Consider the following 24,199-nt stretch of genomic DNA (forward strand, 5'->3'; position numbering starts at 1 on the left):
AGATAACTGCGGGTGCCTGAGGCTTTCCGGTTTCAGGTTTACTCTGAGGTCTGGAAAGATGAAGCCCCAGGAGATATTTCTATCAACCCTGGGGCTGCCACTCCGAACCTCAACAACTCGGATGGTAGTCCCTTCTTCGCATGGAGGCAATATAAACATGCTGACGAAATATGCCCTTGTGGCAGTCATAGTGCTGTGTTTAACGGTGCTGGGATTTACGCTTCTGGTCGGAGACTCGCTGTGTGAGTTCACGGTAAAGGAACGTAATATTGAGTTTAAGGCTGTTCTCGCTTACGAACCGAAGAAGTAGCCGTTGTGCGGGGAGCAATCCCCGCATATCCGGTTGTCAGGTCAGGGTGGTAAGGCACCTGCTTTACACTTTCGCCCGCGGTTAGTGATGGCTGCGGGCGAACCGTACCAGATGTTGTCAATTAATCGTGTTGGCACAGCGTTATGACTATCTTTTGTTTAAGCTGCCAGTGCACAGCAAACTGCTCATCCTCTCGTCGAATGATGATCCGCTGTTTATTCCAGCTAATTATCTGATAATCCAGAAAGCCTGGAGCGGCCTGTATCTTGTTTGCCTTAAATGCACTCTCTTTGGCGGAAAATGCCAGTGTCAGCGCCAGAGGAAAGGCTAAACCGCAGTCTGCAAGTCGCTTGTGTTCCGCTGGTGTAATAATGTTGTCTGTCAATTCTCTTGCGGTTTGTGCAGAGAAAATCTCTTCAATATCAATGCCAATCGGTTGACGGGAAACCACGGCTAATGCCGTAGTCCCACAGTGACTAATGCTGCCGTATACCCCCGCAGGCCACACAGGTTGGCGTAGCTCGCCGATTGCAGGCACACATTTATAGCCATATTCCCGCAGCGCATAAATTGCAGCGATCCGCCCGGCTAAATGCTCTGTTTTACGTTTACGTCCAGCGTGTTGAAGTTGTGCGTAGTGCGGCAGCCAGAGTAAATCCTGCTCGCGAAAACTCGCCGGATCAAACTCAACAAAATGCAGCGTATGTCCTGCAAAGGGGAGGGAGGTATGCGTAGTTTTCATGTCAACCATATTAGAGAATGATGACAAACGCAAAACTGCCTGATGCGCTACGCTTATCAGGCCTACGTGGTCCTGCAATATATTGAATTGGCAAGATTTTTGTAGGCCGGATAAGGCGTTCACGCCGCATCCGGCATGAACTACGCGCACTTTGTCAACAATCTGACGTTAGCTTCAGAAGTGAGTATTAATGCTCATATACCACGTACGTCCCGGCTCGTTATAGGTATACGCCCCGGCACCTGCGATATAGTTGGCTCCTGCCAGATCGCCCGTGGTCTGGGCATTACCCGCACGCCACAAACGTTTGTCGAACAGGTTGTCCACGCCGCCGGTCAGACTGACATTCTTGGTCACATCCCAGGTCGCGCTCAGGCCAACAATGCTGTATGGACTGATTTCTTTGGTTTCCGGTCCAACCGCTGGCTGACCTTTATAGTTGTACTTCTTCGGCTGCTGTTTGCCGTACCAGGTGAAGGTCGTTTGCATCGACAAATCTTCCCGTGCCTGCCAGCTCAGCGTTGAGTTCAACGTATATTCCGGGATGATCGACAAACGGTCGCCCGTGGTTTTGTTTTCACTCTTCAGCATATAAGTGATGTTATTGGTCCACATCACCGTTTCGCTAACCGGTACGTTTAACGATCCTTCCAGACCTTCAACCACCGCTTTCGGCACGTTATCCCACTGGTAGAGATCGGTGCCAGCCGCATTTTGCCCTACAGCCACATAGCCCGCTTCAATCTTATTGCGATAATCGTTACGGAACCAGGTCACACCCGCCAGCCAGCCGTCGCGTTTGAACTCCAGACCAATCTCTTTGTTGATACTGGTTTCCGCTTTCAGGTCATCGTTCCCCTGCAGATAGCAGCCGCCCGCGCTGGCGTAACAGCCCTGACCTTTACTGTAGAGAATGTAGTTCGGGTTGGTCTGGTACAGGCTCGGCGCTTTATAGGCGCGGGCAATGCCCATTTTCAGCGTGAAGTCATCGCCTAAACCTTGCGATATGTTCAGCGCCGGGCTCCAGTTATCGCCAACAATGCTGTGATGATCGAAACGCAGCCCTGGCGTTACGATGGTGCTGTCAGTCAGCTCCATGTTGTTTTCGGCAAACAACGAGAAAATTTCTGCTTTTGAATATGGGCTACGGTCGGTGGCGCTCACGCCATCAATAGCACCACCGGTATTCGTTCCGGTCAGCGCCTGGGTGTTGGAACTTAAGTCCTTCATCCGCTGCTGATTCCACTCCGTACCCAGCGTCAACGTCTGGTTAACGAGAAAATCAATCGGCAGGTTAACTTCGCTGTGCAACATCACGTCATCAAGATCGATATCGACGAAATCCTGTGTCGCTTTTTCGTTAAATTTCCCTTCGGTGCCGCCCGCCAGACCTTCCGGAATACGCGAGTTACGGGTGTGTTCGTACTGTACCCAGTTGCTGGTGGTCACACCGTTATCCCAGCCGCCGTTCCAGGTCAGTGAGTAGTTCTGGCGATACAAGCGGTTAGTTTCATCGCCATATTTTGAGCGGGTATAGGAATCGGAGTTGGTGTTCTGTGTGTCGCCCGCATACAGGTTGCCCTGGCGGCTGTAGCCTGCTTCCAGTTCGAGTGATTGCAGAGGCGCGAAGTCCCAGCGAACTACGCCATTAATATCCTTGTTGATCACCCCTTCGCGCCCGGCGGGCAGCGTATCCGCATATGTACCGGCACGCGCGGACTGATGCCCCTGGTTAATATTCCACGCGTCGGCCTGGGTTTTGTCGAGGTTGCCATATAGACGGAAGCTGAATTCATCTCCCAGCGGACCGGTCAGGCTGAAGTTGGTACGTTTGGTGGCACCTTCCTCTTTATGTTCTGGGGCGTTGAAATAAGCATCCCAGGAGCCATGCCACTCACCGCTGCCTTTTTTGGTAATGATGTTAACCACGCCGCCCGCAGCGCCGTTACCATAACGCGCAGCTGCCGGACCACGCAGAACTTCAATACGTTCAATCATTTCAGGCGGCACCCAGGAGGTATCACCACGGGTATCGCGCTCGCCGCGCCAGCCCTGACGTACTGAGTTGCGGCTGCTGACCGGCTTGCCGTCAATCAAAATCAGCGTGTTTTCCGGCCCCATGCCGCGAATATCAATCTGGCGGTTATTACCACGTTGACCACTGGTGGAGTTGCCGGTCAGGTTAACGCCTGGCATGGTACGGATGATTTCCGACACATCGCGGGCAACGGGGTTTTTGCGGATTTCATCTGCGGTGATGGTAGAAACGCCAGGCGCTTGCAAGTTCTGCTCGGCGGCGGTAACGACAATGGTATCGTCATGTGAAACAGGAGTATCGGTTGGCTCTTGTGCCTGTGCTACCCCATAAATCCCCAGATTGACCAACAAGGCCAGGGAATGAATCTTCTTGTTCATTGTTTTATTCCTGCATTTTTGCCACGAATTGCAACTGTCGGGCATGGTCGTCATCAACACGACGCATCCCGCTACCGCGAAAACCTTTGATCCTGAAAGACACGCAGTGCAGTTGGTTAATAAATGTCCGCGCTTCCCACGGCGCGCCATTACGCTATTGCAAATGCAAATAGTTATCAATAATATTATCAATATATTTCTGCGATCAATGAAAAAATTCACAATAAACATAAGGTTATGATGTGGCGGCGTTAAAGGTGGGAAGTGATAGCTGGTGGCAGTCGAAACATGGCCCTGAATGGCAGCGTCTTAATGACGAAATGTTTGAGGTCACTTTCTGGTGGCGTGATCCACAAGGTTCTGAAGACTACTCGACGATAAAGCGCGTATGGGTCTACATCACTGGCGTCACCGATCACCATCAAAATAGCCGCCCCCAGTCGATGCAGCGAATTGCAGGTACCGATGTCTGGCTGTGGACGACACAACTCAATGCCGAATGGCGCGGCAGCTACTGTTTTGTTCCCAGCGAACGCGATGACATTTTTTCTGCACCATCCCCCGATCGCCTCGAATTGCGTGAAGGCTGGCGAAAACTATTACCCCAGGCGATAGCCGATCCGCTGAATCCACAAAGCTGGAAAGGCGGTCGAGGGCACGCTGTCTCTGCACTCGAAATGCCGCAAGCGCCTCTGCAACCTGGTTGGGATTGTCCGCAAGCGCCAGAAATACCTGCCAAAGAAATTATCTGGAAAAGTGAACGGTTGAAAAATTCACGCCGTGTATGGATTTTTACCACCGGAGATGTAACAGCAGGAGAACGTCCGCTGGCAGTTTTGCTTGATGGCGAATTTTGGGCGCAAAGTATGCCTGTCTGGCCTGCGCTGACTTCGCTGACCCATCGTCAGCAACTTCCTCCCGCCGTGTATGTGTTGATCGACGCTATCGACACCACGCACCGCGCCCACGAACTGCCGTGTAATGCCGATTTCTGGCTGGCAGTACAGCAAGAGTTATTACCCCTGGTGAAAGCTATTGCCCCTTTTAGCGATCGTGCCGATTGCACCGTGGTCGCCGGGCAAAGTTTTGGTGGGCTTTCCGCGCTGTATGCCGGACTGCACTGGCCTGAACGCTTTGGTTGTGTATTAAGCCAGTCAGGATCGTACTGGTGGCCGCATCGGGGCGGGCAGCAAGAGGGCGTGTTACTTGAACAGCTAAAAGCTGGTGAAGTTAGCGCCGAAGGTCTGCGCATTGTGCTGGAAGCGGGTATTCGCGAGCCGATGATCATGCGGGCCAATCAGGCGCTGTATGCGCAATTACACCCCATAAAAGAATCCATTTTCTGGCGTCAGGTTGACGGCGGACATGATGCGCTTTGTTGGCGCGGTGGCTTGATGCAGGGGCTAATCGACCTCTGGCAACCGCTTTTCCATGACAGGAGTTGAATATGGCATTCAGTAATCCCTTCGATGATCCACAGGGAGCGTTTTACATTTTGCGCAATGCGCAGGGGCAATTCAGTCTGTGGCCGCAACAATGCGCGTTACCGGCAGGCTGGGACGTTGTGTGTCAGCCGCAGTCACAGGCGTCCTGCCAGCAGTGGCTGGAAGCCCACTGGCGTACTCTGACACCGGCGAATTTCACCCAGTTGCAGGAGGCGCAATGAGCCAGCATTTACCTTTGGTCGCTGCACAGCCCGGCATCTGGATGGCAGAAAAACTGTCGGATTTACCCTCCGCCTGGAGCGTGGCGCATTACGTTGAGTTAACCGGAGAGGTTGATGCGTCATTACTGGCCCGCGCGGTGGTTGCCGGATTAGCGCAAGCAGATACGTTGCGGATGCGTTTTACGGAAGATAACGGCGAAGTCTGGCAGTGGGTCGATGATGCGCTGACGTTCGAACTGCCAGAAATTATCGACCTGAGAACCAACATTGATCCGCACGGTACTGCGCAGGCATTAATGCAGGCAGATTTGCAACAAAATCTGCGCGTCGATAGCGGTAAACCACTGGTCTTTCATCAGCTGATACAGGTGGCGGATAACCGCTGGTACTGGTATCAGTGTTATCACCATTTGCTGGTCGATGGCTTCAGTTTCCCGGCCATTACCCGCCAGATTGCCAATATTTACTGCACATGGCTGCGTGGCGAACCAACGCCTGCTTCGCCGTTTACGCCTTTCGCTGATGTGGTGGAAGAGTACCAGCAATACCGTGAAAGCGAGGCCTGGCAGCGTGATGCGGCATTCTGGGCGGAACAACGTCGTCAACTGCCGCCGCCCGCGTCACTTTCTCCGGCACCTTTACCGGGGCGCAGTGCCTCGGCAGATATTCTGCGCCTGAAACTGGAATTTACCGACGGGAAATTCCGCCAGCTGGCTACGCAACTTTCAGGTGTGCAGCGTACCGATTTAGCCCTTGCGCTGGCGGCTTTGTGGCTGGGGCGATTGTGCAACCGCATGGACTACGCCGCCGGATTTATCTTTATGCGCCGCCTGGGATCGGCAGCGTTGACGGCGACCGGACCCGTGCTCAACGTTTTGCCGTTGGGTATTCACATTGCGGCGCAAGAAACGCTGCCGGAACTGGCAACCCGACTGGCGGCTCAACTGAAAAAAATGCGTCGCCATCAACGTTACGATGCAGAACAGATTGTCCGTGACAGCGGACGCGCGGTGGGAGAGGAACCGTTGTTCGGTCCGGTACTCAATATCAAGGTGTTTGATTACCAGCTGGATATTCCTGGTGTTCAGGCGCAAACCCATACCCTGGCAACCGGTCCGGTTAATGACCTTGAGCTGGCCCTGTTCCCGGATGAACACGGTGATTTGAGTATTGAGATCCTCGCCAATAAACAGCGTTACGCTGAGCCAACGTTAATCCAGCATGCTGAACGCCTGAAAATGCTGATCGCCCAGTTCGCCGCGGATCCGGCGCTGTTGTGCGGCGATGTCGATATTATGCTGCCAGGTGAGTATGCGCAGTTGGCGCAGATCAACGCCACTCAGGTTGAGATTCCAGAAACCACGCTTAGCGCGCTGGTGGCAGAACAAGCGGCAAAAACACCGGATGCTCCGGCGCTGGCAGATGCGCGTTACCAGTTTAGCTATCGGGAAATGCGCGAGCAGGTGGTGGCGCTGGCGAATCTGCTGCGTGAGCGCGGCGTTAAACCAGGGGACAGCGTGGCGATGGCACTACCGCGCTCGGTCTTTTTGACCCTGGCGCTACATGCGATTGTTGAAGCAGGTGCGGCCTGGTTACCGCTGGATACCGGCTATCCGGACGATCGCCTGAAGATGATGCTGGAAGATGCGCGTCCGTCACTGTTAATCACCACCGACGATCAACTGCCGCGCTTTGCCGATGTTCCTGATTTAACCAGCCTTTGCTATAACGCCCCGCTTACCGCACAGGGCAGTGCGCCGCTGCAACTTTCACAACCGCATCACACGGCTTATATCATCTTTACCTCTGGCTCCACTGGCAGGCCAAAAGGGGTAATGGTCGGGCAGACGGCTATCGTTAACCGCCTGCTATGGATGCAAAGCCATTACCCGCTCACGGGCGAAGATGTCGTTGCCCAAAAAACGCCGTGCAGTTTTGATGTCTCGGTGTGGGAGTTTTTCTGGCCGTTTATTGCCGGGGCGAAACTGGTGATGGCTGAACCGGAAGCGCACCGCGACCCGCTCGCTATGCAGCAATTCTTTGCCGAATATGGCGTAACGACCACGCACTTTGTGCCGTCGATGCTGGCGGCATTTGTTGCATCGCTGACTCCGCAAACCGCTCGCCAGAATTGCGCGACGTTGAAACAGGTTTTCTGTAGTGGTGAGGCCTTACCGGCTGATTTATGCCGCGAATGGCAACAGTTAACCGGCGTGCCGTTGCATAATCTATATGGCCCGACGGAAGCGGCGGTAGATGTCAGCTGGTATCCGGCTTTTGGCGAAGAACTGGCACAGGTGCGCGGCAGCAGCGTGCCGATTGGTTATCCGGTGTGGAACACGGGCCTGCGCATTCTCGATGCGATGATGCATCCGGTGCCGCCGGGTGTGGCGGGTGATCTCTATCTCACCGGCATTCAACTGGCGCAGGGGTATCTTGGACGACCCGATCTGACCGCCAGCCGCTTTATTGCCGATCCTTTTGCCCCAGGTGAACGGATGTACCGTACTGGAGACGTTGCCCGCTGGCTGGATAACGGCGCGGTGGAGTACCTCGGGCGCAGTGACGATCAGCTAAAAATTCGCGGGCAGCGTATCGAACTGGGCGAAATCGACCGCGTGATGCAGGCGCTGCCGGATGTCGAACAGGCTGTTACTCATGCCTGTGTAATTAACCAGGCGGCAGCCACTGGTGGTGATGCGCGTCAACTGGTGGGCTATCTGGTGTCGCAATCAGGCCTGCCGCTGGATACCAGCGCATTGCAGGCGCAGCTTCGCGAAACATTGCCACCGCATATGGTGCCCGTGGTTCTGCTGCAACTTCCACAGTTACCACTTAGCGCCAATGGCAAACTGGATCGCAAAGCCTTACCGTTGCCTGAACTGAAGGCACAAGCGCCGGGGCGTGCGCCGAAAGCGGGCAGTGAAACGATTATCGCCGCGGCATTCGCGTCGTTGCTGGGTTGTGACGTGCAGGATGCCGATGCTGATTTCTTTGCGCTTGGCGGTCATTCGCTACTGGCAATGAAACTGGCAGCGCAGTTAAGCCAACAGTTTGCCCGCCAGGTGACGCCGGGGCAGGTGATGGTTGCGTCAACCGTCGCCAAACTGGCAACGATTATTGATGGTGAAGAAGACAGCTCCCGGCGCATGGGATTCGAAACCATTCTGCCGTTGCGTGAAGGTAATGGCCCGACGCTGTTTTGTTTCCATCCGGCGTCCGGTTTTGCCTGGCAGTTTAGCGTGCTCTCGCGTTATCTCGATCCACAATGGTCGATTATCGGCATTCAGTCGCCGCGCCCTCATGGCCCCATGCAGACAGCGACGAACCTGGATGAAGTCTGCGAAGCGCATCTGGCAACGTTACTTGAGCAACAACCGCACGGCCCTTATTACCTGCTGGGGTATTCGCTGGGCGGTACGCTGGCGCAGGGTATTGCGGCGCGGCTGCGTGCCCGTGGCGAACAGGTGGCATTTCTTGGCTTGCTGGATACCTGGCCGCCAGAAACGCAAAACTGGCAGGAAAAAGAAGCCAATGGTCTGGACCCGGAAGTGCTGGCGGAGATTAACCGCGAGCGCGAGGCCTTCCTGGCAGCCCAGCAGGGAACGGCGTCGACAGAGCTGTTTACCACCATTGAAGGCAATTATGCCGATGCAGTGCGGCTATTAACCACCGCCCATAGTAAACCGTTTGATGGCAAAGCTACGCTGTTTGTTGCGGAGCGTACACTTCAGGAAGGTATGAGTCCCGAACACGTCTGGTCGCCGTGGATAGCTGAGCTGGATATTTATCGCCAGGATTGCGCGCATGTGGATATTATTTCTCCAATAGCATTTGAAAAAATTGGACCAATTATTCGTGCCGCGCTAAATAAATAACTTTATCTTAAATGCGAATCCATAATTACGATAAATAATTATGGATTTTGTTATTTATTGTATTAATATTTACTGAGTGGTTTGTCTGAAAATGCGCCAAACATTGCGTTTGCTGCGTGGAATTTACAAAGTTCAGCTTCGGATAATTCTCACCAACTGGTAAAGTGTGCGCCGTGGAAATTTACCCTCATTGGACTCATTTTCAGGTTATACCGTATGTCAACACTGAATATTAAGCAGGAAAGCGACTCGCATTTTCCCGATTATCATCTGGCGCCAGCCGGTAATAATGAAATTGATTTACTTAATCTTATCGAAGTTTTATGGCACGCAAAAAAACAGATCATGGCTGTCGTTTTTGCCTTTGCCTGTATTGGGTTGCTGGTGTCATTTATCCTACCGCAAAAATGGACCAGTGCGGCGGTTATAACGCCGGCAGAACCTGTGCAATGGCAAGATCTGGAGAAAACATTTACTAACCTTCGGGTACTGGATCTGGATATCAAAATTGATCGTACAGAAGCATTTAACCTGTTTATCAAGAAGTTTCAGTCCATTAGTTTGTTGGAAGATTATCTTCGTTCATCGCCGTATGTTATGAACCAATTGAAAGAGGCGAAAATTGATGAACAGGAGTTGCATCGGGCTATTGTCACATTGAGCGAGAAGATGAAAGCGGTTGATGACAACGCCAGTAAGAAAAATGAGCCGTCCGCGTTATATACTTCCTGGACGCTAAGTTTCACCGCACCCACCAGTGAAGAGGCACAGAAAGTGTTGGCCGGGTATATCGATTATATCTCTGCGTTGGTGGTGAAAGAGTCGCTAGAAAATGTGCGTAATAAGCTGGAAATCAGAACCCAGTTTGAAAAAGAAAAGCTGGCGCAGGATCGCATTAAAACGAAAAACCAACTTGATGCAAACATTCAGCGTCTCAATTATTCACTCGATATTGCTAATGCAGCAGGCATTAAAAAACCTGTTTACAGTAATGGTCAGGCAGTAAAAGATGACCCTGATTTTTCTATTTCTCTCGGCGCAGACGGTATTGAACGCAAACTGGAAATTGAAAAAGCGGTCACCGATGTTGCGGAACTGAACGGTGAATTACGTAATCGTCAGTATCTTGTCGAGCAATTAACAAAAGCAAATGTCAACGATGTTGATTTTACGCCGTTTAAATATCAGTTGCGTCCGACGTTGCCGGTGAAAAAAGACGGTCCGGGCAAAGCGATTATTGTGATCCTTTCCGCGTTGATCGGCGGTATGGTGGCTTGTGGTGGCGTGCTGTTGCGCCATGCGATGGCATCCAGAAAACAGGATGCCATGATGGCAGACCACTTAGTTTAAATCTTCGCGGTTGAAGGTGCCGTTCGTCCGAGCGGCACCACGAGCGGCGTTCCGGCTACCGGATCGTCAATAATCATGCAGCGCAGACCATAAATGCGCTCGATCAATTCAGCAGTAACAATCTCCTTCGGAGCTCCCTGAGCAACAATTTTCCCTTCCCGCAATGCAATCAAATGGCTGGCGTAACGACAGGCCTGATTAAGATCGTGCAGCACTGCCGCCAGGGTATAGCCTTTCTCACGGTTCAGTTCGCTTAACAGTTCCAACAAATCAATCTGATGACTGATATCCAGCCAGGTCGTTGGTTCATCGAGCAGCATAATCGCCGTTTCCTGGGCCAGCACCATCGCGATCCACGCCCGCTGGCGTTGTCCGCCGGAGAGGGTATCCACGCTTTGATCCGCCAGATGGGTGATTCCCGTGGCCTGCATCGCATTCGTTACCGCTTCTTCATCTTCTTTGCGCCAGCGGGTAAACAGCGGTTGATGCGGGTAACGCCCGCGTGCTACCAGCTCCTGCACGGTGATATCTCCCGGCGTGGTAGCATTTTGCGCCAGTAGACCAATCCGGCGTGCAACTTCTTTACTGGCGTAATGTTGAATGTGCTCGCCATCCAGCCAGACATGCCCGTGAGCAGGCGTCATCAGGCGGCTTAGGGTACGCAGTAACGTGGATTTACCGCAGCCATTTGGCCCGATAATTGCCGTGAAGTGACCATCAGGAATTTCTACAGTCAGATTTTCCGCAACGGTATATTTGCCATATCCCAGGGTTAACTGTTCGCCGCGCAAACGGGCTACTGATTCGGTCATTTTTTGCGAGACTCCTGAATTAACAAGACGATAAGGTAAATACCGCCGAGGCTGACGGTAACGACACCAACCGGAAGTTGATACGGCATAAACAGTTGCTGAGCGCAGAGATCGGCCGCCAGCAGTAACAGCGCCCCGCACAGCGCCGCCTGGGTCAGCCCCCAGCGAGCGGTGCCGCTAATGCGTCGGGCAATGTGTGGCGCGACCAGCGCAATAAAGGAAATCGGCCCCGCCAGAGCAGTTGCCGCAGCGGTAAGCACCACCGCCACCAGCATCATTAACAGACGCGAACGTTCGACGCTGACGCCCAGCGCACACGCGGTATCATCGCCCATTTCCAGTAAGCGCATTCGCCGTACCAGTAAGGCGGCGGCAATGAGCATCAATATAATGATGGGCGCGGAAGGCGAGGTTTTTGCCCACGTCAGGCCGTTGAGCGATCCGGCATTCCACAAACCCGCTGTTAGCGCCGTTTCTAAAGACGCTTTCAGCAACAGCCAGGTATTAAAGGCCACCAGCATGGCGCGAACGCCGATGCCGATAATAATTAACCGAAAGGTGTCGATACCGTTACGCCAGGCGAGCAGCCAGACCAGCAGCGAGGTGACAATGCCGCCCGCCATTGCTGCCAGCGCGATAGCCGTCAGATCCTGACCAAACAGCACCATCGCCACCAGCACGCCGCTCCACGCTCCGGTGTTAAAGCCCATTACGTCAGGGCTGCCGAGTGGGTTACGCATCAGCGACTGAAAAATCGCGCCGCTGACGCCCAGCGCCGCGCCGATCAACAGCGCCATCAGCACGCGCGGTAAACGCCATTCGGTGACTACCATCGTCATACTACGCGGTGCGTCACCCATCAGCGCGGCGAATACCTGCGAGGTTTCCAGCGTGACGGCACCGCTGCGTAATCCCCAGACACTCGCCACCACGCAGGCGGTAATCAGCAGTAAGCAGGTGATGATTAATCGGCGAGAGACGTAAATCATGCGCCACCTCGTGTTTTACGTCGCACGAGGAAGATCAGCACCGGAGCACCAATAAAGGCACTGACCACGGAAACGCGCAGCTCGCCGGGCACAATCACACGCCCGATGATATCGGCAAACAGCAGCAGGGCAGGGGTAGCGAGTAGCGTGACGGGCAGCGACCAGCGATGATCGGCACCTACCAGCCAACGCGCCATATGCGGCATCATCAGGCCAATAAAGGCAATCGGGCCAACTACCGCCGTCGCACTACCACAAAGCACGGTAATCGCCAGCAGACCAATCAACTGTGTGCGCGCCACGCGACTGCCCAGCGCCGTCGCGGTGTCGCTGCCAAGGCTTAAACTGTTCAGCGCGCGACTCAGTAATAGCGCAGTTGCTCCGGCGATCAGCACCGGGATCAGCACCACTTTTAAAGTGTGTAGATTACGAATATCCAGCGAACCGGCTTGCCAGAAACGCAGTTGATCGTAGACGTCAGGATTAAGCAGGGCGATGCCGCTGGTCAGTCCTTCCAGTACCGCCGCCAGCGCCACGCCCGCCAGAGTTAAACGCACCGGACTTAATTGCCCGCCGCCCTGGCTGCCGGTAAAGGCTACAATCAACGAGGCCACCAACGCCCCGGCGAAGGCCATCGCCAGTTGTTCCTGCGCGGATGAGTAACCAAACAGCGCCGCACCCAGCACAATGGCAAAGCTGGCTCCGGCATTCACGCCAAGTAAACCAGGATCGGCAAGTGGATTTCGGGTGAGGGTTTGCATTAACGCCCCGGCAAGCCCAAGCGCACTGCCCGCCAGCAATCCGGCCAGGGTACGCGGCAGTCGCGCGTCGAGCACGATAGTGCAGTCGGCGCTCTGGCAGGTGCCGGAGAGGGCCTCCAGCACTACGGAAGCGGGGAGTGATTTTGCCCCAATGAGCAGGCTTAATGCCGTCGCGATAATCAGTAATAACAGCAATCCGGGCACGGCAATGGCGCGTGTCACGGCAACAGAACCAGACATACGAACTTCCATGATAATGAAATTAATTATCGTTATCGATCTTATTTGGATATGTTAGCATGTGCAGCCTAAGAATAGGTATTTAAAATATTTGATGGCAAGGCATTGTAATGAATAAACAATCCTGGCTGCTTAACCTCAGCCTGTTGAAAACGCACCCGGCGTTTCGCGCAGTATTCCTCGCTCGTTTTATCTCTATTGTTTCTCTGGGTTTGCTCGGCGTCGCGGTGCCGGTGCAGATCCAGATGATGACGCATTCTACCTGGCAGGTGGGGCTTTCGGTGACGCTGACCGGCGGCGCGATGTTTGTCGGTTTGATGGTCGGCGGCGTGCTGGCGGATCGCTATGAGCGCAAAAAAGTGATTCTGCTGGCGCGCGGCACCTGTGGCATTGGCTTCATTGGACTGTGCCTGAACGCGCTGCTGCCGGAGCCGTCTTTGCTGGCAATCTATTTACTCGGATTATGGGATGGTTTTTTCGCGTCACTTGGCGTTACGGCGCTACTGGCGGCGACACCTGCACTGGTAGGGCGTGAAAACTTAATGCAGGCCGGGGCGATCACCATGTTGACCGTGCGGCTGGGATCGGTGATTTCGCCCATGATTGGCGGCTTACTGCTGGCGACTGGCGGCGTAGCCTGGAACTATGGGCTGGCGGCGGCGGGCACGTTTATTACCTTGCTACCGTTGTTAAGCCTTCCGGCGTTGCCACCGCCACCGCAGCCGCGTGAGCATCCGTTGAAATCATTACTGGCAGGATTTCGTTTTCTGCTCGCCAGTCCGCTGGTGGGCGGCATTGCGCTGCTGGGTGGTTTATTGACGATGGCGAGCGCGGTGCGGGTACTGTATCCGGCGCTGGCTACCAACTGGCAGATGTCGGCGGCACAGATTGGTTTTCTCTATGCGGCGATCCCGCTCGGCGCGGCTATCGGCGCATTAACCAGCGGGAAGCTGGCACATAGCGCGCGACCAGGGTTGTTGATGTTGCTCTCCACGCTGGGATCGTTCCTCGCCATTGGTCTGTTTGGCCTGATGCCGATGTGGATTTTAGGCGTGGTTTGTCTGGCGCTGTTCGGCTGGCTGAGCGCGGTCAGTTCGTTGCTGCAATATACAATGCTGCAAACGCAAACCCCGGAAGCGATGTTAGGGCGGATTAACGGTTTGTGGACGGCACAGAACGTGACGGGCGATGCCATAGGCGCGGCGCTGCTGGGCGGTTTGGGAGCGATGATGACACCGGTGGCTTCCGCAAGCGCGAGCGGTTTTGCTTTGTTGATTATCGGCGTGTTGTTGTTGCTGGTGCTGGTGGAGTTGCGGCGTTTTCGCCAGACGCCGCCGCAGGTGACAGCGTCCGACAGTTAATGCTTAAAACAGCGCCTTAAGTCGTTCCAGCACTTGCATGGCGCTGTAGTAATCCAGTCGGAACGTCTCGGTTCCCAGCGCATAAACCTGCTTGTTTTGTACTGCAGGCAGGTGCGCGAGCAGCGGATTGGCATAAATTGCATCGGCATCTTTCTGATCACCAGCGAACAGGAATAGTGACTCGCCATTTAACCCTGCCGCCAGATTTTCCCCACCAAGCTGAATGATGTCATGGCGTTTGCCCTGGCTTTGGCTGGCGTTTAACCCTGCGGGCAACTTCGCCAGCGTAAAGCCGAGTTGTTCCAGCATCTGCCCTTGTGCTGATTCCGGCGTCCAGAGATTGGCACTGTGTGCAGCGGCGGTATAGACAATGGCAGTGACCGGCTGCGGCGGTAATTTGATTTGCTCTTTCGCCGCCGCCAGTTGCTTATCAAACTGTGCAATCCGCTCTGCCGCTTGCTTCTCATGCCCGGTAATTTCGCCAAGTTGCGTTAACAGCGACTGCCAGCTTTTGTCGTCGTAATTGATGATTAATGTCGGGGCGATGGTGGAAAGCTGATCATACAGCGCCAGCGCCGAATCCCCGCCTGTTGCGCTAATTAAAATCAGATCCGGCATTTGCGCGGCAACGGCTTCGGCGCTCGGTTCGCCGATATAGAGCCGTTGCAGTTTGCGTTCTTTCGCCACCTTGCTCCACTGGCGTAAAAAGCCCTGGTCATCCGCGACGCGGTTATTTGGCGTGGTCGCGCCGCTGGCAATCACTGGGGCATCAATCGCCAGCAACGAACCCGTCAGCGTGACGCTGGTTGAGACGATGCGCTGTGGCTGGCTTTCCAGCATATGAGTGCCGCGGCTGTCAGTCACCTGACGCGGCCAGTCGGCGGCCTGCACTGCGGATATTCCTGAAAGTAAAAAGCCTGTTAGTAGAAGAGCGGTGCGGTAGAGCGGGGCGAGTCTCACAAATCAGCGTCCTGTTATTAATGAAGTTAATGCTTCTCATTTTCATTGTAACGACAACCAGATGCAACCCCGAGTTGCAGATTGCGTTACCTCAAGAGTTGACATAGTGCGCGTTTGCTTTTAGGTTAGCGACCGAAAATATAAATGATAATCATTATTAAAGCCTTTATCATTTTGTGGAGGATGATATGGATACGTCACTGGCTGAGGAAGTACAGCAGACCATGGCAACACTTGCGCCCAATCGCTTTTTCTTTATGTCGCCGTACCGCAGTTTTACGACGTCAGGATGTTTCGCCCGCTTCGATGAACCAGCTGTGAACGGGGATTCGCCCGACAGTCCCTTCCAGCAAAAACTCGCCGCGCTGTTTGCCGATGCCAAAGCGCGGGGCATCAAAAATCCGGTAATGGTCGGGGCGATTCCCTTCGATCCACGTCAGCCTTCGTCGCTGTATATCCCTGAATCCTGGCAGTCGTTCTCCCGTAAGGAAAAACAAGCTTCCGCACGCCGTTTCACCCGCAGCCAGTCGCTGAACGTGGTTGAACGCCAGGCAATTCCGGAACAAGCCACGTTTGAACAGATGGTCGCCCGCGCCGCCGCTCTTACCGCCACGCCGCAGGTCGACAAAGTGGTGTTGTCACGGTTGATTGATATCACCACTGACGCCTCCATTGATAGCGGCGTATTGCTGGAACGGTTGATTGCGCAAAACCCGGTTAGTTACAACTTCCATGTGCCATTGGCTGATGGTGGCGTTCTGCTCGGGGCCAGCCCGGAACTGCTGCTGCGCAAAGACGGCGAGCGTTTTAGCTCTATTCCGTTAGCCGGTTCCGCGCGTCGTCAGCCGGATGACGTGCTCGATCGCGAAGCGGGTAATCGTCTGCTGGCGTCAGAAAAAGATCGCCATGAACATGAACTAGTGACTCAGGCGATGAAAGAGGTACTGCGCGAACGCAGTAGTGAGTTACACGTTCCCTCCTCTCCACAATTGATCACCACGCCGACGCTGTGGCATCTCGCAACTCCCTTTGAAGGTAAAGCGAATTCGCAAGAAAACGCACTGACTCTGGCCTGCCTGCTGCATCCGACCCCCGCGCTGAGTGGTTTCCCTCATCAGGCCGCGACCCAGGTTATTGCTGATCTGGAGCCGTTCGACCGCGAGCTGTTTGGCGGCATTGTGGGTTGGTGTGACAGCGAAGGTAACGGCGAGTGGGTGGTGACTATCCGCTGCGCGAAGCTGCGGGAAAATCAGGTGCGTCTGTTTGCCGGAGCGGGGATTGTGCCTGCGTCGTCACCGTTGGGTGAGTGGCGCGAAACAGGTGTCAAACTTTCTACCATGTTGAACGTTTTTGGATTGCATTAAGGAGCGAGGATGAGCATTCCATTCACCCGCTGGCCGGAAGAGTTTGCCCGTCGCTATCGGGAAAAAGGTTACTGGCAGGATTTGCCGCTGACCAACATTCTGACTCGCCACGCTGCGAGTGACAGCATCGCGGTTATCGACGGCGAGCGGCAGTTGAGTTACCGGGAGCTGAATCAGGCGGCGGAAAACCTCGCTTGTAGTTTGCGCCGTCAGGGCATTAAACCTGGTGAAACCGCGCTGGTACAACTGGGTAACGTCGCTGAACTTTATATTACCTTTTTCGCGCTGCTGAAACTGGGCGTTGCGCCGGTGCTGGCGCTGTTCAGCCATCAGCGTAGTGAACTGAACGCCTATGCCAGCCAGATTGAACCCACATTGCTGATTGCCGATCGCCAACATGCGCTGTTTAGCGGGGATGATTTCCTCAATACTTTCGTCACAGAACATTCCTCCATTCGCGTGGTGCAACTGCACAACGACAGCGGTGAGCATAACTTGCAGGATGCGATTAACCATCCGGCAGAGGATTTTACTGCCACGCCATCACCTGCTGATGAAGTGGCCTATTTCCAGCTTTCCGGCGGCACCACCGGCACACCGAAACTGATCCCGCGCACTCATAACGACTACTACTACAGCGTGCGCCGTAGCGTCGAGATTTGTCAGTTCACACAACAGACGCGCTACCTGTGCGCGATCCCGGCGGCTCATAACTACGCCATGAGTTCGCCGGGATCGCTGGGGGTATTTCTTGCTGGCGGCACTGTCGTTCTGGCGGCCGATCCCAGCGCCACGCTTTGCTTCCCATTGATTGAAAAACATCAGGTTAACGTCACCGCGCTGGTGCCACCGGCAGTCAGCCTGTGGTTGCAGGCACTGGCTGAAGGCGAAAGCCGGGCGCAGCTTGCCTCGCTGAAACTGTTACAGGTTGGTGGCGCACGTCTTTCTGCCACGCTTGCGGCGCGTATTCCCGCAGAGATTGGCTGCCAGTTACAGCAGGTATTCGGCATGGCGGAAGGGCTGGTGAACTACACCCGACTTGATGATAGCGCGGAGAAAATTATCCATACCCAGGGCTACCCAATGTGCCCGGACGATGAAGTGTGGGTTGCCGATGCCGATGGAAATCCACTGCCGCAAGGGGAAGTTGGACGCCTGATGACGCGCGGGCCGTATACCTTCCGCGGTTATTACAAAAGCCCGCAGCACAATGCCAGCGCCTTTGATGCCAACGGTTTTTACTGTTCCGGCGATCTGATCTCTATTGATCCAGAGGGTTACATCACCGTGCAGGGGCGCGAGAAAGATCAGATCAACCGTGGCGGCGAGAAGATCGCTGCCGAAGAGATCGAAAACCTGCTGCTGCGCCATCCGGCGGTGATCTACGCCGCACTGGTCAGTATGGAAGATGAGCTGATGGGCGAAAAAAGCTGTGCTTATCTGGTGGTAAAAGAGCCGCTGCGCGCGGTGCAGGTGCGTCGTTTCCTGCGCGAACAGGGTATTGCCGAATTTAAATTACCGGATCGCGTGGAGTGTGTAGATTCACTTCCGCTGACGGCGGTCGGGAAAGTCGATAAAAAACAATTACGTCAGTGGCTGGCGTCACGCGCTTCAGCCTGAAGGAGAGAACACGATGGCTATTCCAAAATTACAGGCTTACGCGCTGCCGGAGTCTCACGATATTCCGCAGAATAAAGTCGACTGGGCCTTTGAACCGCAACGTGCCGCGTTGTTAATCCATGATATGCAGGACTATTTTGTCAGCTTCTGGGGTGAGAACTGCCCGATGATGGAGCAGGTGATCGCCAATATTGCGGCGCTGCGCGACTACTGCAAACAGCACAATATTCCGGTTTATTACACTGCCCAGCCGAAAGATCAGAGCGATGAAGATCGGGCGCTGTTGAATGATATGTGGGGGCCGGGCCTGACCCGATCGCCGGAACAGCAAAAGGTGGTGGATCGCCTGACGCCAGATGCCGACGACACGGTGCTGGTGAAGTGGCGCTACAGCGCGTTTCATCGTTCTCCGCTGGAGCAAATGCTCAAAGAGAGTGGGCGTAACCAGCTGATTATTACCGGGGTATATGCCCACATTGGCTGTATGACCACCGCAACCGACGCATTTATGCGCGATATTAAACCGTTTATGGTGGCGGATGCACTGGCCGATTTCAGCCGTGACGAGCATTTGATGTCGCTGAATTATGTGGCCGGACGTTCTGGCCGGGTGGTGATGACCGAAGAATTACTGCCAGCACCTATCCCCGCCAGCAAAGCGGCGCTGCGTGAGGTGATCCTGCCGTTGCTGGACGAGTCCGATGAACCGTTCGATGACGACAACCTGATCGACTACGGTCTGGATTCGGTGCGGATGATGGCGCTGGCGGCGCGCTGGCGCAAAGTGCATGGCGATATCGACTTTGTCATGCTGGCGAAAAACCCGACCATCGACGCCTGGTGGAAGCTACTCTCCCGCGAGGTGAAATAATGGATTTCAGCGGTAAAAATGTCTGGGTAACCGGCGCGGGGAAAGGTATCGGCTACGCCACGGCGCTGGCATTTGTTGAAGCGGGAGCAAAAGTTACAGGTTTTGATCAAGCGTTCGCTCAGGAGCAATATCCCTTTGCGACCGAAGTAATGGATGTTGCCGATGCTGCGCAGGTGGCGCAGGTATGTCAGCGACTGTTAGCTGAAACGGAGCGACTGGACGTGCTGGTCAATGCGGCGGGAATTTTGCGCATGGGCGCGACCGATCAGCTCAGTAAGGAAGACTGGCAACAGACTTTTGCGGTCAATGTCGGCGGTGCGTTTAACCTGTTCCAGCAGACCATGAATCAGTTTCGTCGCCAACGGGGCGGGGCGATTGTCACTGTGGCGTCCGACGCTGCGCACACGCCGCGTATTGGCATGAGTGCCTATGGCGCGTCGAAAGCGGCGCTGAAAAGCCTGGCGTTGAGCGTCGGACTGGAACTGGCGGGTAGCGGTGTGCGCTGTAATGTGGTTTCGCCGGGTTCAACCGACACCGATATGCAACGCACGCTGTGGGTGAGCGATGACGCCGAAGAGCAGCGTATTCGCGGCTTTGGCGAGCAGTTTAAACTCGGTATTCCGCTGGGGAAAATTGCCCGTCCACAAGAGATCGCCAACACGATTTTGTTCCTCGCTTCCGATCTCGCCAGCCATATCACCCTACAGGATATCGTGGTAGATGGCGGCTCAACGCTGGGGGCATAAGCATGATCTGGAAACGCCATTTAACGCTCGACGAACTGAACGCTACCAGCGATAACACAATGGTGGCGCATCTGGGAATTGTGTATACCCGTCTGGGCGATGATGTGCTGGAAGCCGAAATGCCGGTTGATACCCGTACTCATCAGCCGTTTGGCCTGCTGCATGGCGGCGCGTCGGCAGCGCTGGCGGAAACGCTGGGATCGATGGCCGGATTTATGATGACCCGCGACGGACAGTGTGTGGTGGGCACGGAACTTAACGCCACCCATCATCGCCCGGTGTCTGAAGGCAAGGTACGCGGCGTCTGCCAGCCGCTGCATCTTGGGCGGCAAAATCAGAGTTGGGAAATCGTCGTTTTCGATGAACAGGGGCGGCGTTGCTGCACTTGTCGGCTGGGTACGGCAGTTTTGGGATGAGCCCGACAGAATTAAATGAGATTGTTGGAAAACTCGGTTAACGGAGTGATCGAGTTAACATTGTGAAGTTAAATATTGGTTTCAACTCCGATTTACATGGTTGCTGTGTTGTTAAATTGTACAAAGATGTTATAGAAACAAAATGTAACATCTCTATGGACACGCACACGGATAACAACTATGAACAAATCAGGGAAATACCTCGTCTGGACAGTGCTCTCTGTAATGGGAGCATTTGCTCTGGGATACATTGCTTTAAATCGTGGGGAACAGATCAACGCACTGTGGATTGTGGTGGCGTCGGTCTGTGTCTATCTGATCGCTTACCGTTTTTATGGTCTGTATATCGCCAAAAATGTGCTGGCGGTTGACCCGACGCGTATGACGCCAGCGGTGCGCCATAACGACGGGCTGGACTATGTGCCGACGGACAAGAAAGTGCTGTTCGGTCACCATTTTGCGGCCATTGCCGGAGCAGGTCCGCTGGTTGGGCCGGTACTGGCGGCGCAAATGGGTTACCTGCCGGGGATGATCTGGCTGCTCGCCGGGGTGGTTCTCGCCGGTGCGGTGCAGGATTTTATGGTGCTGTTTGTTTCTACGCGCCGTGACGGTCGTTCGCTGGGTGAGTTGGTCAAAGAAGAGATGGGGCCAACCGCCGGGGTGATTGCGCTGGTAGCCTGCTTTATGATCATGGTCATTATCCTGGCGGTGCTGGCGATGATCGTGGTGAAAGCCCTGACTCATAGCCCGTGGGGAACGTATACCGTTGCGTTTACCATTCCGCTGGCGCTGTTTATGGGGATCTACCTGCGCTATCTGCGTCCGGGGCGTATTGGCGAAGTGTCGGTCATCGGTTTGGTGTTCCTGATTTTCGCCATTATCTCTGGCGGCTGGATGGCAGAAAGCCCGACCTGGGCGCCGTACTTTGACTTTACCGGCGTGCAGTTGACCTGGATGCTGGTGGGTTACGGTTTTGTGGCGGCGGTGCTGCCGGTGTGGTTGCTGCTGGCCCCGCGTGACTACCTCTCTACCTTCCTGAAAATCGGGACTATCGTCGGTCTGGCGGTAGGCATTTTGATTATGCGCCCGACGTTGACCATGCCTGCGTTGACTAAATTTGTTGATGGTACTGGCCCGGTATGGACTGGTAACCTGTTCCCGTTCCTGTTTATCACCATCGCCTGTGGCGCGGTGTCTGGCTTCCATGCGCTGATCTCTTCCGGTACCACGCCGAAGATGCTGGCGAACGAAGGGCAGGCGTGTTTTATCGGCTACGGCGGAATGTTAATGGAATCCTTCGTGGCGATTATGGCGCTGGTTTCTGCCTGTATCATCGATCCGGGTGTGTACTTCGCCATGAACAGCCCGATGGCGGTGCTGGCTCCGGCAGGAACGACGGATGTGGTCGCTTCTGCGGCGCAGGTGGTGAGTAGCTGGGGCTTTGCGATTACCCCGGATACGCTAAACCAGATTGCCAGCGAAGTGGGTGAACAGTCGATCATTTCCCGTGCGGGCGGTGCGCCGACGTTGGCGGTGGGGATGGCCTACATTCTGCACGGCGCGCTGGGCGGCATGATGGATGTGGCGTTCTGGTATCACTTCGCCATTCTGTTTGAAGCACTGTTTATTCTGACTGCAGTAGATGCAGGTACGCGTGCTGCGCGCTTTATGTTGCAGGATCTGCTGGGCGTGGTTTCTCCGGGCCTGAAACGGACCGATTCACTGCCTGCTAACCTGCTGGCAACGGCGCTGTGCGTGCTGGCGTGGGGCTACTTCCTCCATCAAGGGGTGGTCGATCCGCTGGGCGGTATTAACACTCTGTGGCCGCTGTTTGGTATAGCCAACCAGATGCTGGCAGGGATGGCGCTGATGCTCTGTGCCGTAGTGCTGTTCAAAATGAAACGTCAACGTTACGCCTGGGTGGCGCTGGTACCAACGGCCTGGTTGCTGATTTGTACCCTGACCGCAGGCTGGCAGAAAGCGTTTAGCCCGGATGCGAAAGTCGGCTTCCTGGCGATTGCTAACAAGTTCCAGGCAATGATCGACAGCGGCAATATTCCGTCGCAGTATACTGAGTCACAACTGGCGCAACTGGTGTTCAACAACCGTCTGGATGCTGGGTTAACCATCTTCTTTATGGTGGTCGTGGTGGTTCTGGCACTGTTCTCGATTAAGACGGCACTGGCGGCATTGAAAGAGCCGAAGCCAACGGCGAAAGAAACGCCGTATGAGCCAATGCCGGAAAATGTCGAGGAGATCGTGGCGCAGGCGAAAGGCGCGCACTAAAGTCAGAGTGTGGGGGAATGTGCCGAGCGTTCCCCTTACTCTCAGCCCGAGCGTGTTGATAGCAATTAAGCCCTCATAATTCAGGAGGGTATTTGTATTACCGGAGGTTTAGATGTTTGATTCACTGGCAAAAGCCGGAAAATATTTAGGTCAGGCGGCGAAGCTGATGATCGGTATGCCTGATTACGACAACTATGTCGAACATATGCGGGTTAACCATCCTGATCAAACGCCGATGACCTACGAGGAGTTTTTCCGTGAGCGGCAGGACGCGCGCTACGGTGGAAAAGGCGGCGCGCGCTGCTGCTAAATTTGTACGTCAGGCTTTAAACGATTCCACTTTTTCGAACGCTGCACGCAAGGTATCAGGTGTCAGCGTGACTGGCAGGTAATGAATGGATTCCACCGGACGTAAGGTGTGGGTAATCACTTTGTCGATCTCCGCCTGATTATTGATATCCACTTCCAACTCCGCCAGCGTAGTCGGCAGATGAAAACGCTGATACGCCCCGGTTAATTGCGCCAGCACATCATCCTGGCCCAGCAAGGCGCTTTGCACCAGAATACCGTAGGCAACTTTGGTGCCGTGGAGAAACTTCTCGGTTTGCGGCAGTACAGTCAGACCGTTGTGCACGGCATGGGCCGCCGCCACACGCGTAAAACGATCGCCCAGACCACCGACCATTCCGCCTCCGGCAATAATGGCATCCACCACATCGCAAAATGATTGTGTTAACTGCTGATTTTGCTGATCGGCAAGCGCCTGCTCGCTACTGTTTAACAAGACGTCGCGAATGGCCTGCGCGTTATTAATCCCCAGACGCACGGTTAGCGGCAACGTTTCTGGTTGCGGGGCCAGTACTACCGCTTCATACCATTTCGCCAGCGTGTCACCGATCCCCGCCAGCAGATATTGTTGCGGCGCATTGAGGATAATCTCCGGTTCCACCAGCACCATAAAATTGGCGTCGTCGAAAATCTCATAATGCAGCGCCTGTCCGGCATCGTTATACCAGACGGAGAGCGGTGTCCAGGCAGCGCAGGTGGCGGCGATCGTCGGAACGGCAACAAACGGCAGACCGAGACGGCGGGCGAGGGCTTTCGCGGTGTCGAGCAGTGCGCCGCCGCCGACGCCAATCACCACGCTGCGATCGTCACCGGACTCAGCCGCCAGTTGTTGTACATCGCTTTCGCTGCAATGACCGCGAAACAAAATATGCTTTGCCCCTGGCAGCCCAAACGCTGGCGGAAGTTTGGTTTGCGCCGCAGCAATGGCGCGTTCGCCGTAGATCCACACCGCGCGAGAAAGCTGTTCATCAGTGAAAAAATCGTGCAGGTGATTGAGACTTCCTGGATGTGAAAAGTAGTTAGCCGGGCCGACGACGACGCGGATGGGATTGTGAGGCATGTTG

At 54.7% G+C, this 24,199-nt stretch carries 20 protein-coding genes and 1 pseudogene; 13 read left to right on the top strand and 8 right to left on the bottom strand.

Features of this window, described 5'->3' with window-relative positions:
* Positions 1-189, bottom strand: a pseudogene (locus FEK66_RS26305) (hypothetical protein); the annotation flags it as partial.
* Between FEK66_RS26305 and hokE the strand changes: the two are divergent.
* Complete coding sequence (gene hokE, locus FEK66_RS19880; protein ID WP_000956465.1) at positions 158-310, top strand: type I toxin-antitoxin system toxin HokE; 153 nt, start codon at positions 158-160, stop codon at positions 308-310. The pseudogene FEK66_RS26305 and the gene hokE overlap by 32 nt on opposite strands.
* 121 nt (positions 311-431) lie before the next feature.
* Here the strand turns inward: hokE and entD are convergent, their stop codons facing one another.
* The gene (gene entD / locus FEK66_RS19885; protein ID WP_130206413.1) at positions 432-1,052 is read right to left on the bottom strand and encodes an enterobactin synthase subunit EntD; all 621 of its coding nucleotides are present in this window, start codon (positions 1,050-1,052) and stop codon (positions 432-434) included.
* Between the two features lie 174 nt (positions 1,053-1,226).
* Positions 1,227-3,467 (bottom strand): siderophore enterobactin receptor FepA, encoded by a 2,241-nt coding sequence (fepA, locus tag FEK66_RS19890; protein WP_135493518.1) that lies wholly within the window; start codon positions 3,465-3,467, stop codon positions 1,227-1,229.
* A gap of 242 nt (positions 3,468-3,709) precedes the next feature.
* On the opposite strand from fepA, the gene fes reads away from it, so the two are divergent.
* The 4 genes from fes to wzz(fepE) all read left to right on the top strand — a co-directional run bounded on the left by fes (position 3,710) and on the right by wzz(fepE) (position 10,361).
* Complete coding sequence (gene fes / locus FEK66_RS19895) at positions 3,710-4,912, top strand: enterochelin esterase (RefSeq protein ID WP_130206417.1); 1,203 nt, start codon at positions 3,710-3,712, stop codon at positions 4,910-4,912.
* Between the two features lie 2 nt (positions 4,913-4,914).
* On the top strand, positions 4,915-5,133 hold the full coding sequence (gene ybdZ, locus FEK66_RS19900; protein WP_000885787.1) for an enterobactin biosynthesis protein YbdZ: 219 nt from the start codon (positions 4,915-4,917) through the stop codon (positions 5,131-5,133).
* Positions 5,130-9,011 (top strand): enterobactin non-ribosomal peptide synthetase EntF, encoded by a 3,882-nt coding sequence (gene entF, locus FEK66_RS19905; RefSeq protein WP_135493519.1) that lies wholly within the window; start codon positions 5,130-5,132, stop codon positions 9,009-9,011. The genes ybdZ and entF overlap by 4 nt, the downstream gene beginning before the upstream one ends.
* A 216-nt stretch (positions 9,012-9,227) precedes the next feature.
* Positions 9,228-10,361, top strand: coding sequence for an LPS O-antigen length regulator Wzz(fepE) (gene wzz(fepE) / locus FEK66_RS19910; RefSeq protein ID WP_135493520.1), 1,134 nt, complete (start codon positions 9,228-9,230; stop codon positions 10,359-10,361).
* Here wzz(fepE) and fepC read toward each other — a convergent pair.
* Genes fepC through fepD form a run of 3 tightly spaced genes read right to left on the bottom strand, consistent with a single transcriptional unit; the run spans position 10,358 to position 13,163 of the window.
* Positions 10,358-11,173, bottom strand: coding sequence for an iron-enterobactin ABC transporter ATP-binding protein (fepC, locus tag FEK66_RS19915; RefSeq protein WP_130260253.1), 816 nt, complete (start codon positions 11,171-11,173; stop codon positions 10,358-10,360). The genes wzz(fepE) and fepC overlap by 4 nt on opposite strands.
* Complete coding sequence (gene fepG, locus FEK66_RS19920) at positions 11,170-12,162, bottom strand: iron-enterobactin ABC transporter permease (protein ID WP_130206425.1); 993 nt, start codon at positions 12,160-12,162, stop codon at positions 11,170-11,172. The genes fepC and fepG overlap by 4 nt, the downstream gene beginning before the upstream one ends.
* Entirely contained in the window at positions 12,159-13,163 is a 1,005-nt protein-coding gene (gene fepD, locus FEK66_RS19925) for a Fe(3+)-siderophore ABC transporter permease (protein ID WP_130206427.1), read from the bottom strand. Before fepD ends, fepG begins: the two co-directional genes overlap by 4 nt.
* A 110-nt stretch (positions 13,164-13,273) precedes the next feature.
* Here fepD and entS point away from each other — a divergent pair, with 110 nt between their 5' ends.
* Complete coding sequence (entS, locus tag FEK66_RS19930; protein WP_130260252.1) at positions 13,274-14,524, top strand: enterobactin transporter EntS; 1,251 nt, start codon at positions 13,274-13,276, stop codon at positions 14,522-14,524.
* A 3-nt stretch (positions 14,525-14,527) separates the two neighbouring features.
* Here entS and fepB read toward each other — a convergent pair whose 3' ends face one another.
* Positions 14,528-15,484 carry a Fe2+-enterobactin ABC transporter substrate-binding protein gene (gene fepB, locus FEK66_RS19935; protein ID WP_130258593.1) on the bottom strand — a complete coding sequence of 319 codons (957 nt, stop codon included), beginning with the start codon at positions 15,482-15,484 and terminating at the stop codon, positions 14,528-14,530.
* A 188-nt stretch (positions 15,485-15,672) separates the two neighbouring features.
* Here fepB and entC point away from each other — a divergent pair, with 188 nt between their 5' ends.
* The 7 genes from entC to FEK66_RS19970 all read left to right on the top strand — a co-directional run bounded on the left by entC (position 15,673) and on the right by FEK66_RS19970 (position 23,097).
* Positions 15,673-16,848, top strand: coding sequence for an isochorismate synthase EntC (gene entC / locus FEK66_RS19940; RefSeq protein WP_130260251.1), 1,176 nt, complete (start codon positions 15,673-15,675; stop codon positions 16,846-16,848).
* A gap of 9 nt (positions 16,849-16,857) precedes the next feature.
* A complete protein-coding gene (gene entE / locus FEK66_RS19945; RefSeq protein ID WP_135493521.1) occupies positions 16,858-18,468 on the top strand; it encodes a (2,3-dihydroxybenzoyl)adenylate synthase EntE in 1,611 nt (536 codons plus the stop codon).
* Positions 18,469-18,481: 13 nt separating this feature from the next.
* Positions 18,482-19,339: an enterobactin biosynthesis bifunctional isochorismatase/aryl carrier protein EntB gene (gene entB, locus FEK66_RS19950; RefSeq protein ID WP_135409655.1), complete on the top strand. Its 858-nt coding sequence runs from the start codon at positions 18,482-18,484 to the stop codon at positions 19,337-19,339.
* A complete protein-coding gene (entA, locus tag FEK66_RS19955) occupies positions 19,339-20,085 on the top strand; it encodes a 2,3-dihydro-2,3-dihydroxybenzoate dehydrogenase EntA (RefSeq protein WP_000347633.1) in 747 nt (248 codons plus the stop codon). Before entB ends, entA begins: the two co-directional genes overlap by 1 nt.
* 2 nt (positions 20,086-20,087) lie before the next feature.
* The gene (gene entH, locus FEK66_RS19960) at positions 20,088-20,501 is read left to right on the top strand and encodes a proofreading thioesterase EntH (RefSeq protein ID WP_000637953.1); all 414 of its coding nucleotides are present in this window, start codon (positions 20,088-20,090) and stop codon (positions 20,499-20,501) included.
* 180 nt (positions 20,502-20,681) lie between these two features.
* Entirely contained in the window at positions 20,682-22,787 is a 2,106-nt protein-coding gene (gene cstA, locus FEK66_RS19965) for a pyruvate/proton symporter CstA (protein ID WP_135493522.1), read from the top strand.
* Between the two features lie 112 nt (positions 22,788-22,899).
* A complete protein-coding gene (locus tag FEK66_RS19970) occupies positions 22,900-23,097 on the top strand; it encodes a YbdD/YjiX family protein (protein WP_000460431.1) in 198 nt (65 codons plus the stop codon).
* A gap of 9 nt (positions 23,098-23,106) precedes the next feature.
* Here the strand turns inward: FEK66_RS19970 and hcxA are convergent, their stop codons facing one another.
* Positions 23,107-24,195 (bottom strand): hydroxycarboxylate dehydrogenase HcxA, encoded by a 1,089-nt coding sequence (gene hcxA, locus FEK66_RS19975; RefSeq protein WP_135493523.1) that lies wholly within the window; start codon positions 24,193-24,195, stop codon positions 23,107-23,109.
* Between the last annotated feature and the right edge of the window lie 4 nt (positions 24,196-24,199).

The sequence above is a fragment of the Escherichia sp. E1130 genome (assembly GCF_005781065.1).
Lineage (GTDB): Bacteria > Pseudomonadota > Gammaproteobacteria > Enterobacterales > Enterobacteriaceae > Escherichia.

Bases quoted from the DNA above. Each gene is read 5' to 3' on its own strand.
- hokE (WP_000956465.1), top strand. From the start codon at position 158: ATGCTGACGAAATATGCCCTTGTGGCAGTCATAGTGCTGTGTTTAACG.
- entD (WP_130206413.1), bottom strand. From the start codon at position 1,052: ATGAAAACTACGCATACCTCCCTCCCCTTTGCAGGACATACGCTGCAT.
- fepA (WP_135493518.1), bottom strand. From the start codon at position 3,467: ATGAACAAGAAGATTCATTCCCTGGCCTTGTTGGTCAATCTGGGGATT.
- ybdZ (WP_000885787.1), top strand. From the start codon at position 4,915: ATGGCATTCAGTAATCCCTTCGATGATCCACAGGGAGCGTTTTACATT.
- entF (WP_135493519.1), top strand. From the start codon at position 5,130: ATGAGCCAGCATTTACCTTTGGTCGCTGCACAGCCCGGCATCTGGATG.
- fepC (WP_130260253.1), bottom strand. From the start codon at position 11,173: ATGACCGAATCAGTAGCCCGTTTGCGCGGCGAACAGTTAACCCTGGGA.
- fepG (WP_130206425.1), bottom strand. From the start codon at position 12,162: ATGATTTACGTCTCTCGCCGATTAATCATCACCTGCTTACTGCTGATT.
- fepD (WP_130206427.1), bottom strand. From the start codon at position 13,163: ATGTCTGGTTCTGTTGCCGTGACACGCGCCATTGCCGTGCCCGGATTG.
- entS (WP_130260252.1), top strand. From the start codon at position 13,274: ATGAATAAACAATCCTGGCTGCTTAACCTCAGCCTGTTGAAAACGCAC.
- entC (WP_130260251.1), top strand. From the start codon at position 15,673: ATGGATACGTCACTGGCTGAGGAAGTACAGCAGACCATGGCAACACTT.
- entE (WP_135493521.1), top strand. From the start codon at position 16,858: ATGAGCATTCCATTCACCCGCTGGCCGGAAGAGTTTGCCCGTCGCTAT.
- entB (WP_135409655.1), top strand. From the start codon at position 18,482: ATGGCTATTCCAAAATTACAGGCTTACGCGCTGCCGGAGTCTCACGAT.
- entA (WP_000347633.1), top strand. From the start codon at position 19,339: ATGGATTTCAGCGGTAAAAATGTCTGGGTAACCGGCGCGGGGAAAGGT.
- entH (WP_000637953.1), top strand. From the start codon at position 20,088: ATGATCTGGAAACGCCATTTAACGCTCGACGAACTGAACGCTACCAGC.
- cstA (WP_135493522.1), top strand. From the start codon at position 20,682: ATGAACAAATCAGGGAAATACCTCGTCTGGACAGTGCTCTCTGTAATG.
- FEK66_RS19970 (WP_000460431.1), top strand. From the start codon at position 22,900: ATGTTTGATTCACTGGCAAAAGCCGGAAAATATTTAGGTCAGGCGGCG.
- hcxA (WP_135493523.1), bottom strand. From the start codon at position 24,195: ATGCCTCACAATCCCATCCGCGTCGTCGTCGGCCCGGCTAACTACTTT.